This window comes from Bacillus sp. FSL L8-0152 (assembly GCF_038006365.1).
GTDB classification, from domain to species: domain Bacteria; phylum Bacillota; class Bacilli; order Bacillales; family Bacillaceae_G; genus Bacillus_A; species Bacillus_A cereus.
This window is the reverse complement of record NZ_JBBOVB010000005.1, coordinates 41,230-51,450: the sequence shown is the minus strand read 5'-3', so window position 1 is coordinate 51,450 and position 10,221 is coordinate 41,230. Positions and strand designations below refer to the sequence as shown.

Sequence of the window (10,221 nt, the reverse complement as noted above, 5' to 3'; positions counted from 1 at the left end):
AAATACTGAAAATTAAATCTTATTTACATTGAGAAAATATTCATCCTACAAAGGAAGGTTATTTTTATGAATAAAGGTGATGCAATTTTAAGGTTGTTATCAGAAATCAAGTTGGAACTTAAAGAAGTAAAAGAACAGATGGAGAAAATGCAAACAAAGTTAGATACATTAGAACAACAAAATCAGGTGAAGAACAAAATAGAGCGAAAAAAGCCAAAAACAAAACCTGATAAACAAGATAAGCGAGATTGGAAATACCCAGCTAAGCTGAAATGAAAATTGTACAGAAAAAGTGAGATGATAGGTACATGAATAGAAAAGAATTTGAGGATACCTTACAAAATTTTTCTTTCTTTTTAGCTAGTCGTGGAAGAAAAGCATCCACAATTAAACGATATGTCTATGATATTGAGGACTTTGGAAGATGGCTGCAAACCTCGAATCGTTTTCAAGAAAAGAACTTATGGAACAAGATAGATAAAGAAGATTTTGAAGCCTATTTTCAGGAACTCATATACAAACGAAAGTATGGAGAGAGAACCATTCATCGCATTGCAGTCGTGTTAAAGAAATTGTATCAGTTCTTGGATATTCCAAGTCCTATTGTAGAAATGCAGGGAATCACTCCACCGAATCGGGCCCTACGTAAGGAGGACTTTATTACGAAGGAAGAAGAGAAAAAGCTGAAAAACATTCTTTCTTCTTCTGAAGGATTGTCAGAAGAACAACTTTCCGTTCGACCGCTTCTCATAGATCGAAATGTATCCATCCTATCACTTCTTTTAAATTATGGGCTCACACTACAAGAACTCGTATCGTTACAGATGCAACAGGTGCACTTTGGAAAGAACATGATTACTGTTTTACATAACAAAGGGACAGAGAGAAGGATCATGTTAAAGGAAGAGGATAAAATACGTTTATTTACGTACTATAAAACGATACCTGAACCAGTTCGTCCTAGATATCACAGTACAGATCCGTTATTGGTTGCATTTGATTTTAAACGAGGGACATTTCGTTGGGTGTATGACAATGATGCTCCAAAAGCACTAACAGCCATTGCTGTACAAAAGATGATTCGATTAGAAGTAGCCAGAGCGCAACTGAGAAAAGGAATTTCAGCACAGCACTTACGGAACACCTATATTCTACGCTGTCTAGAAAGAAATATGTCTACAGAGGAAGTCATAAAAAGAACAGGATTCCTTTCTCATCTATCAGTAAAGCGTTATGTAGAATATGCAAATCAATATTCACATGGAAAATAATGCGAAAAGAATCAATTTTTATGACATACTAAAATAATATAAGTTTATCTTTAAAAATATAACAATTGAATCTCTTGTGATGGAGAAATAATATTCGTCATATGCCGAAAATTCCAGTATTTTCAATACACTTACTTTATATGGTAATTCGCTAAAAATAGAATCGTAGAACATGAAGCATACGAAAAGCTCCCTGACTTGTTATACAAATCAGGGAGTAAAAGGTAGTACAGTATATCGGTTACGCTAATTATAACATAACTGGATTCAATCGGTCTATGTTTTCTGAATATTCAATTTATTTTTTAATATTAGTTCTTCAGGTTCAGATGGCCCTAAAGAATCATCTAACCTTGTGAAAAAGTGTACGGTACACTTTACTTGTCTAAAATAAGGCGTATTTCCGACAGTTCCATATTTGTAAACTTCGCAATATCTTCGATATCCATGCCATTTTTATGCATGCCTCGGATAAGTTGCTCTCTTTCGGCTACTTTCCCTTTTTCCATACCTTCTTCTATACCAATCTCACGAGCATGTGCCAATTTCGCTTGTTCATCAAATAGCACTTTTTCCCGTGCTTCATATGCGAGACGGAAAGAGCTACTCTGACTCATATTTTCCCATTTGTGGATTGCCTTCTGTAACATTGGATCTTGTTTCATGGCGATATCCTCCAACGTGTGAGTTAAATGTTCATCTTCATGCGCTGGTAGTAAAAGTAACCAACGAGCGAATTCATTTTCCCACGGATTAATTTTTTCTTCTCTCCATTGCTGTAGCAATTTCGGAATTTCAATAAAATGGATTTCCAAATCTTCGAGTAACACTTCCTTGTGTTGTTGACTCCAAAATTGTCCGACTGTATGCATATCATCATATTGAGGAAAGAGATCAAAATCTAATAGATTAATCGCAATCGTTTTCCGTAAAGAACGATAGGGCATTCCTTGCTCTAATTGAGATGTATACAGTTTACTCCAATAATACAGGGAACGTTTTACTATCTCTTGTGTATTTCGTAACTGAATTTCCACATTTACCTTGGTCTCATCTTGAAGTGTAGCTAATATATCTAGTATGGATAATTTATCTTCTTCATATTCTTTATGTAAATGTGGGTCTTCAATTTTTAAAGATACAATCGGTGTAGATAAGGATTCATGCAAGATTGCATTTAAAAAAGAAATCAGTAATTCCTCTTGTCCTTGTACACCAAATAATTGCTTAAAAGCAAAATCGACTCGTAAATTTACTAAAGGTTGATTCATAGAGTGAGTCACCTTTCTTTGTGTTTATTCTATCTCTATTGTAGCGGATACGGAAGAGAGGACGCAACCCTTGAATATTGCTTGTTTGTGATTGTTAGTTATTAAACCTTACGGTACATGAAATTATATGTATTGCCACTTAAACAGGCATATAGCCCTGCATAATCAGCTTGTTTTTTCTTAATTACGTTAAACGCCTTTATTATCTTATTTTTAGCGTTTAACGTTTTTTACATAGAAATGTATTCTCTTGCTCGTCTTCTTTCTTTAAAAATCAATCTGAGCAGTCTTTTTTTATTTTTCACAGAAAAATAGTCGTTCTATCTGTTTTTCAGAACATCATGCATACTTAGTGACCTATCTGGATTAGAGATGAATCACCAAATGAGACGAACAATAGTTCTCTGCTCGATTTTTCAACTCTTCATACGTGTATAACTTTTGCTTATCAAATAATTTCGGATGTTTCTTTCTATAGTATCCAAATAATTCTTCTCCATTTTTCCGTATACGATACCGACGCGTTTGTCTGATTGTACCTGGTATTTCTTCAGGAGCAAACTGTTTGAGTATTTGTAATGCTTGTGAAGAAGGGATTTCTTCCCCTGTTACATAGGCATGGATAAAGATAAGTTCTTTTATTGTTATATAATTGTAATGCGAATTTCCGCTCATAGAAGAATACCCCTCCTCGGTCATTATTTTTATCCGCACATGACTAGACAAATAAACGAAACTATTTGTTTAGCCTAGCAGTATCTTCAGGATTTGTTTCACTTTTTCATCGTCCACTCGATAAAATACTTCTAATCCTTTTCGCTCACATGCTACGACTTTATGTAATTTTAACTTGCCAAGATATTGTGAAACAGTGGGTTGTGGTATGGCAAGATACCGTTGTAATTCAGAAACATTTAATGAATTTTTCTTTATTATTTGACGTACAATTTGGAGACGGACAGGGTGTGCTAATGCCCTTACTACTTCTGCAACACGTTCTAATTCCTTTGGATTCGTGTAAAAGGCATTTTTCATCTTTTTACCTCTCCCATTTCTTTTATACAGAGTATTCCCTCTATATAATACATTTTTCTGTTATAGAATTTACATCTCATAAACTATCTTGCACCATTTCATTTACACCTTTATACTGAAACAAGTATACATAACAATAAGAGGTGCCTTATGAACAAATCAGAATTAATCAAACAAGTTGCAATACAATCCGAACTAACAAAACCACAAGCGAGTCTTGCAGTAGATGCAGTATTAGAGTCCATTCAACATGCACTACAAAATGGGGAACATGTACAGCTACTTGGCTTCGGCACATTCGAAGTAAGAGAACGTGCTGCCCGTGAAGGACGCAATCCACATACTGGTGAAGCTCTTACGATCCCTGCGGGAAAAACACCTGCCTTTAAAGCGGGGAAAGCATTAAAAGAAGCTGTAAAAGCTAAATAATATATCTTTAACAGTAGCATGAATTCTAAGGATTTCATGCTACTGTTTTATTTTAGAATCGAATCGTGGAGATCGCATGTTTATATACAAGCTGTTGCTTTCCTTCAACTTCTATTAAAACAGAATAAGTATCAAATCCTCTTATTATTCCTTTTACATGCAATCCTTTTAACAGAATTAAAGTGATATCCTTCCTCTTTTGAAACGCCTCTTGTAACAATTGTTCCTGCAAAGATATCATGTTCTTACTTCTATCCTTTTGAAATGCTTGTAATTTCGTTTCCAAAGCGTTCGCCCCCTATTCTTCTCATACCGTTACTTTGTATTGTTCTAATTCAGCTAACAGTTGTTTTACACCCTCTGGACTCAGCGTCAGCTTTCCACCTGCCAGTTTTACATTCCTTGCAGATATTTCTCCCGTGATAGGACACATACCATGAGATGTATATTTTTGTAGAATTATAGCATCCTCTTCTACAAAAATTTCTAGAGCGTCTCCAGAATCTACTTGTAAAATTCGTCTTGTTTCTTTTGGTATCACAATCCGTCCTAAATTATCTACTTTGCGTACAATTCCTGTCGCTCTCATAGAAATGCCCTCCTTTTGTACACATAGAATATCTCACATCTTATGTGACCGTTTTCATTTTTAAAAACTATATATACTATAAAAAGTTGATTTTAATCTGTATAAATAGAGAGGTTTCCCATGTCTACATCTGATGTTCTCCACTAACAAAAACAAATGGAATAAAAAAGAAGCAACTGCGACAGTTGGTAAAAGCACACGGATATACAGATCCCATTGTTCTTGCATCTAGCCAAGAACTAGATCAATTCGTGTACGTGATTACTCTCCTCGAACAGTTAAATGTAAAAAATGATTCCAATTCATCAATAGAATTGGAATCTCATTATACATATGTCCTCTATATTTTACCATAACTGGACTTTATGTGGGCTGAATAAAGAAACTTCTGCATAAATATAATTCTTACGTTTTTAAATATTAAAAATATAAACAAAATAACATTTCCCCTTAAATGCTAAAAGTTCCGCAAGGAACAGGTCGTATTTTCTTTCGCTATGCTTCAGAAAATCTCCACCTTTTATTTTTACTGCTTCACTCCGTTACTGCAGTAAAAATAATCCTTGCCCAACTTTTTTTGGCTCGTGAAATGGCGTCGCCAAGCCGACATACCCAAAAGCAAGTGTTTTCTCTATCGGCTTGATCTTTCCAGTATACGAGCCAAACCGCTAGCCTTTCGTCCTCCTATTTAGTTTTTCATCAATCGTCACCAGACGTTTCAAACCGTGGGGCATCGTCCCCACACGACGAGCCAACCTCTACCCCAAAAGGCAAGGGAACATCTTTTCATCTAAATCTAAAAAAAGGTTTCATTCTTTAGAAATTCGTGGTTCTCCAAACCATACAAACATAGCATCTCTGGAAATAATCCATTCTTTTCTTGTTCCATTTGGAGCTAAAAAAAACTTAATCAGTCCATCCTCAATCATTTTGTTCAATTCTGCTTTCTGTTCTTCCGTTAATGTAGATGGACTGATTTTATTTTTTAACGTGGCACGCTTAATTCCCCATGTATAGGATGCTTCAGCAGGTGTCATATACTTTTCGATTTCTTTCATGGTAACACTACTCCTTTAATGTTATAAGTAAGAAAAGGGAATAAAAGAATATCCCTTTTCTTTTAAAATGTATTGTAGTTTAGCGCTTAAATCTGTTTTCTAAAATTGCTAATTTGATAAGCCTTATCTTTATGTCTTGACTTAACGAAAGCCATTCTGGTGTATTAATTTTCATTTTTCTTCTTCCCTTCATTATATGTTATAATAAGGGGGTATAAAAGAATGTTCGAGATTCTTTTATACCCAAGTCATTCGTTTAGAGGCGGATGGCTTTTTCGCTTTTATTTTCTTCGTTATAGCTAACTCCTAAAATGTAATCTACTGCTTTCTGTGCTTGACTCGCTGCCTTAACAATTAATGTTTTATCATTTTTTAAATTACGTAACCAAGACTGTATATAAGACGCTGAGTTATCAAATGTTATATCAACGAACCCTGCAAATCCAGTTAGCATACTGGCTCCAATTTCAGCAACCAATTCCTCTTTTGAATAATCTTCTGACCCGAAATGAGCTGTTGCTGAAGTGATTCCGTCTCTCTTTAATCTGCTGGAATGACCTGTTGAATGAATAAATTCATGAAATAAAGTGCAATAGTATTCTTCAACTTTCGGAAAATCCTTCATTGGAGGTACATTTACATGATCCATAACAGGTTGATAAAATGCCCTTCCGCTGTTCCAGCTGAGACTTGGAGAATTTATATATCCCTTTGCGATGTTTTCCGCTTCTTCAATTGGATTATGTTCAAAAGTCTCTTCCTCTTTCCGCTTGCTTTCAATTCCTTCGCACTGATTTATGTTAAAAACTCTGTAATATCTCAACATTGGAATCTTTTCAACATTCCCCGATGCTTCATCTTCTTTTTCTAACCATTTCCAGAAAACCACAATTTCTGATTTTGCTCCTTTTTTGACTTTTCCTTTTGCTTCCTGAACCTGCTTGAAAGTAACATACTCACCTGAATCTAATAACATTGTATTAATTCCTCTGTACGGCTTTTGAGTTTTCCAGTTTACGGCTACATTTCCGTTTATCCAAGGCTTTTGCCAAGGCACTGTTCCTTGTTCTAGTTTCTCAATAATTTTGTTTGTTACGATCTCATAAACGTTATTTGTCATTTGATTTTCCCCTTTCATTATCTTTCAACCTTACAAGTCTATTATCTCATGAATAACTTAGACTTACAAGTCTTTTTAATTGTTTTTTTAATTACTTTTCGACAAAAAAGACCCTACTAATTAAGTAGAGTCTTTCCTTAATAATTTTCTATTTAACAAGATATTGCTGTGATTTTTTTATTGTAAATTGTTTATTTCCTTAACAATTCGTTTCGTTCACGTAACTAAACAAAATTCAAATTGTAATAGGGGCACGGCAACGATTCCTTCTTTTTGGGGCCACTTAAAAATAGTCGCAGTCCTTTTCATAAAAAGGTTGCGACTATTTTAGTCTAATTTGCAACTTGTAATCGTTTAGGTGAAATGGCCATGTCAAATTGAATGTCAGGTGGTTGGCGATTATCATCTAATCTATATTTGCCGAATCGATTGATATGAAACGTAAGATATGGGCTCAAATCCGAAAGCACTTCTTCGTCTAATTCATTTCCTTCCTGAATGTATTCATGTAAAATACGGGTAAGCTGAAAAACATTGTAGAAGATCACACAATTTGCAATGAGATGATTATATTTTATTGTTTTCCGTTGTCTTTCCCGATGGTTTTCTGCAATAATTCCATCTCCTCCAAAGAATAACCATTTTGTAAACCCGTTAAAAGATTCACTTTTATTTGTAGCCGCTTGAATTGTACTTCGTAACTCTTCATCAGATAAATATTTTAATAAAAATAATGTACGAATTGCACAGCCTAATTCGCGGAATGATTGATATAATTTATTTTTCTTGCTATATGCACTGAGTTTATTAAGAATGGTAGACGGATGAATCCGTCCGGCCTTAATTGACATCACGACACGTAACATATCCTCATAATGCTCTTCAATCACGTTCCAATTTACCGATGTTGTAAATAGTTCATTTATATGCTGATAATTGGAAGATTGGTGTGGTCGTAATAATTTTAAATTTTTCCAATTTCGAATTCGAGGCATAAGCTGGATACCTAATAAATAGGACAATCCAAATATAGGTGCATTTTGACCTTGCGTGTCAGAATGTAGGGTATTCGGTTGAATATCAGATTGATTTTTCATGAGAATATCTAAAATATAAACACCTTCCCAAACACCACAAGGAATGAAATGGCTGAATAAGGCGATATAATTATCTGAGACATGGTAATAGCCAATCCCACCATAGCCGCCGTAACGTATATGATTTTCAGATAATAAATTTTGTTCATATAGATCCCACTTTGTTCCATCAGCTGCCGCGCTGTTTCCCGTTCCCCAATATTTCGGAAGTTTAAACTTATTATAAGCATTAATCAACCCTTCAATGGCCTTCTGAATATTTTCTTCCGTAACATGACGTTCATTAATCCAAGCGATTTGCCTACGATCCACTGTGCCAAGTGAACGAGCTGCTTGGGTAGGTCCTAAATTGCATCCATAACAAAAAACAGTTGTTAAGTACCGTTCTGCTGGTTTAGCTATTTTGCTATCATAACCAGAAATCGGACTAAAAAAACGTGTCCAATTTAACCAGTAATTTGTATCGCTCAATAAATCTAGAACATTAATAGGTACCATTTTTTCTTCAATGCGTTTTCGAACCGCTTTTAGTAAGGGTGACATTTTTTTCTTTTTTAATTTTGTTATATAGGGTTCTCCATTCCGAATCGTAACAGCTTTATTTTTTGGAAAAGAATTATCTACTTTTTTTGCAAGTGATTCCAACTGATCATATACCTGTGTTTTAAATTCCTTAGCTGTTGTTGGAAGGCCTGCTTGTTCACAAAATGTATGTAAATTTTGTTTATATTCATCCCAAGATATTAATTGTTCTCGATAATCAGCATATTGTTCACTACTCTCAATACATAAATCACCAGATTTTAATTCATTTCTAACTTGGTAAAATACACAGGCTTCAAAGTGACGTCGATTAATTTTGTCTGGATATACATTTCTTCTACGATTGGAACTAATCCAACGCCACCAACCTTCAGGAATCCATGTTAAATCAACAAGAGGAACTGTTTCCCATTCATTTTTATTTCCCCCATTTTTCCTCGTATAGATAGTGGAAATCCACTCGGATTTTTTCTGTTTATTTTTTAATACGAAAGAAATGGCTTGTTCTAATCCCTTATTTTGTGTAGTCGATTTAAATTGCAGTGATTCAAGCATCTTAATCAGTTCAGAACGATTACTTTTTAAATATTTCCACATAAAAGAAAAGTAATTGTTACCAGTATAAGCTAAGTAATCCTCACAATTCTCTAAAATTTGTTGTCCACGATTCCCTCCAATTAATGTTTCTAATAAACGTAATCGTGTTTCTGAAGAATTGTCTAATTGATAAGTAGTGATGGTATCACGTAATGTAGTAATGAGTTTATCTGTTTGTTTTTCTCGTTTTTCTTTTAAAATATGAAGGGCTCTTTCCGCTTTATTTTCTGCTTTGGCAATCCGTTTGATATACATTGTTCCAATATCATCAATTGTTTGAGCGTATTGAACATGTAATAAGGAAATGGCTAATGTATATCGCTTATGCGGCTCAAGTTCTTTCATACGAGCTGCATCTAATGTTTTTGCCTCAGCTGCTAATCGTTCTACTTTTGCAGGAGGAATATGTAGGTTTCGAAAAAACGTAGCCCCTACTTGGCGGTTGCTCATCCAATTTTTTCGTTCAATCCATATCCTGATTTGTTCTAGCGTAGGACGTCCTGGATCCTTTTTGATCCCGTACCAATCAGAATAAGTAGCTCCATCCACCTGTTGAAATAACGCATCTATTTTTTCTTTTTCTTCATTGTCCAATGAATCCGTAACCTGTTTGTATAAACTTCGATAAGCTATACTATGAATATGATTGACCGACTTTACTAATGTCTGAAATGCAGGTAATTCATAACTATGTTTAACTAATTCATCGATTGCAACATTTACAATATCACTTTTTGCATCTTTCTCTAACACTGCACTTTCCATTGCCCGTGTCATAATCTGGCGAGCTTGGTTATCAAATATTTTTACCTTTCTATAATTACGAATCATAGTAATTTGACGTTTCCCAGTGCCTGTCCGATGATAGGAATCCCATTTTTCATCGCCTGTAAGAGTAATGTTAGCTGTTTTAGCGATGTGCTTAATAATAACAAGTGGAACCTCTGCAATAGGAACAAAATAGTTTAAACATTGGAAGGTTTTTAGCATAATTAAAAAGTTCAAATGAGAAAAAGAGTTACGAGAATGTGTTGCCGTCCAATCCAATTCTTTTAGTGTGGGTGCAAATAGCTTATCTAGTTCTTTAGGTGTAGGGTTACTCTTTAATCTTGGGTAAGCTGTTTCTTGAACAGTAAGCATAATGGATCTCCTTTCTATGATAATTTTCTAGTTTTAAAAATATATTTGGCTCCACATATCATGTACAACCT

The 10,221-nt window shown here is 34.6% G+C and carries 12 protein-coding genes; 4 read left to right on the top strand and 8 right to left on the bottom strand.

All coding sequences use genetic code 11. From position 1 onward, the window contains the following. The first annotated feature begins 66 nt into the window (after window positions 1-66). Both MHH27_RS31365 and MHH27_RS31360 read left to right on the top strand, forming a co-directional pair. Entirely contained in the window at window positions 67-276 is a 210-nt protein-coding gene (locus tag MHH27_RS31365; protein ID WP_088081389.1) for a hypothetical protein, read from the top strand. A gap of 32 nt (window positions 277-308) precedes the next feature. Beyond that, complete coding sequence (locus MHH27_RS31360) at window positions 309-1,271, top strand: tyrosine-type recombinase/integrase (protein ID WP_340945917.1); 963 nt, start codon at window positions 309-311, stop codon at window positions 1,269-1,271. A 377-nt stretch (window positions 1,272-1,648) separates the two neighbouring features. Here the strand turns inward: MHH27_RS31360 and MHH27_RS31355 are convergent, their stop codons facing one another. The 3 genes from MHH27_RS31355 to MHH27_RS31345 form a co-directional block, all read right to left on the bottom strand. Further along, window positions 1,649-2,542 carry an Rpn family recombination-promoting nuclease/putative transposase gene (locus MHH27_RS31355; protein WP_320483930.1) on the bottom strand — a complete coding sequence of 298 codons (894 nt, stop codon included), beginning with the start codon at window positions 2,540-2,542 and terminating at the stop codon, window positions 1,649-1,651. A gap of 366 nt (window positions 2,543-2,908) precedes the next feature. Continuing rightward, window positions 2,909-3,217 (bottom strand): 50S ribosomal protein L7ae, encoded by a 309-nt coding sequence (locus MHH27_RS31350; RefSeq protein ID WP_098806698.1) that lies wholly within the window; start codon window positions 3,215-3,217, stop codon window positions 2,909-2,911. Between the two features lie 69 nt (window positions 3,218-3,286). Next, window positions 3,287-3,577: an ArsR/SmtB family transcription factor gene (locus MHH27_RS31345; RefSeq protein ID WP_098679747.1), complete on the bottom strand. Its 291-nt coding sequence runs from the start codon at window positions 3,575-3,577 to the stop codon at window positions 3,287-3,289. 150 nt (window positions 3,578-3,727) lie between these two features. Between MHH27_RS31345 and MHH27_RS31340 the strand changes: the two genes are divergently transcribed. Further along, complete coding sequence (locus MHH27_RS31340; RefSeq protein WP_001043043.1) at window positions 3,728-4,006, top strand: HU family DNA-binding protein; 279 nt, start codon at window positions 3,728-3,730, stop codon at window positions 4,004-4,006. 52 nt (window positions 4,007-4,058) lie between these two features. On the opposite strand, the gene hfq is transcribed toward MHH27_RS31340, so the two are convergent. After that, entirely contained in the window at window positions 4,059-4,292 is a 234-nt protein-coding gene (gene hfq / locus MHH27_RS31335; RefSeq protein ID WP_078185989.1) for an RNA chaperone Hfq, read from the bottom strand. Window positions 4,293-4,313: 21 nt separating this feature from the next. After that, complete coding sequence (locus MHH27_RS31330) at window positions 4,314-4,595, bottom strand: AbrB/MazE/SpoVT family DNA-binding domain-containing protein (RefSeq protein WP_078185990.1); 282 nt, start codon at window positions 4,593-4,595, stop codon at window positions 4,314-4,316. A 185-nt stretch (window positions 4,596-4,780) separates the two neighbouring features. Here MHH27_RS31330 and MHH27_RS32160 point away from each other — a divergent pair, with 185 nt between their 5' ends. Continuing rightward, a complete protein-coding gene (locus MHH27_RS32160; RefSeq protein ID WP_255288138.1) occupies window positions 4,781-4,951 on the top strand; it encodes a hypothetical protein in 171 nt (56 codons plus the stop codon). Between the two features lie 453 nt (window positions 4,952-5,404). Here MHH27_RS32160 and MHH27_RS31325 read toward each other — a convergent pair whose 3' ends face one another. The 3 genes from MHH27_RS31325 to MHH27_RS31315 form a co-directional block, all read right to left on the bottom strand. Further along, complete coding sequence (locus tag MHH27_RS31325; protein ID WP_086408981.1) at window positions 5,405-5,653, bottom strand: hypothetical protein; 249 nt, start codon at window positions 5,651-5,653, stop codon at window positions 5,405-5,407. 256 nt (window positions 5,654-5,909) lie between these two features. Next, on the bottom strand, window positions 5,910-6,773 hold the full coding sequence (locus MHH27_RS31320) for an ArdC family protein (protein ID WP_327642377.1): 864 nt from the start codon (window positions 6,771-6,773) through the stop codon (window positions 5,910-5,912). A gap of 332 nt (window positions 6,774-7,105) precedes the next feature. Beyond that, complete coding sequence (locus MHH27_RS31315; RefSeq protein WP_340945780.1) at window positions 7,106-10,150, bottom strand: Tn3 family transposase; 3,045 nt, start codon at window positions 10,148-10,150, stop codon at window positions 7,106-7,108. Window positions 10,151-10,221: the final 71 nt, after the last annotated feature.

Coding starts and splice junctions, on each gene's coding strand:
- MHH27_RS31365 (WP_088081389.1), top strand. CDS start 67: ATGAATAAAGGTGATGCAATTTTAAGGTTGTTATCAGAAATCAAGTTG.
- MHH27_RS31315 (WP_340945780.1), bottom strand. CDS start 10,150: ATGCTTACTGTTCAAGAAACAGCTTACCCAAGATTAAAGAGTAACCCT.
- MHH27_RS31320 (WP_327642377.1), bottom strand. CDS start 6,773: ATGACAAATAACGTTTATGAGATCGTAACAAACAAAATTATTGAGAAA.
- MHH27_RS31325 (WP_086408981.1), bottom strand. CDS start 5,653: ATGAAAGAAATCGAAAAGTATATGACACCTGCTGAAGCATCCTATACA.
- MHH27_RS31330 (WP_078185990.1), bottom strand. CDS start 4,595: ATGAGAGCGACAGGAATTGTACGCAAAGTAGATAATTTAGGACGGATT.
- MHH27_RS31340 (WP_001043043.1), top strand. CDS start 3,728: ATGAACAAATCAGAATTAATCAAACAAGTTGCAATACAATCCGAACTA.
- MHH27_RS31350 (WP_098806698.1), bottom strand. CDS start 3,217: ATGAGCGGAAATTCGCATTACAATTATATAACAATAAAAGAACTTATC.
- MHH27_RS31355 (WP_320483930.1), bottom strand. CDS start 2,542: ATGAATCAACCTTTAGTAAATTTACGAGTCGATTTTGCTTTTAAGCAA.
- MHH27_RS31360 (WP_340945917.1), top strand. CDS start 309: ATGAATAGAAAAGAATTTGAGGATACCTTACAAAATTTTTCTTTCTTT.
- MHH27_RS31345 (WP_098679747.1), bottom strand. CDS start 3,577: ATGAAAAATGCCTTTTACACGAATCCAAAGGAATTAGAACGTGTTGCA.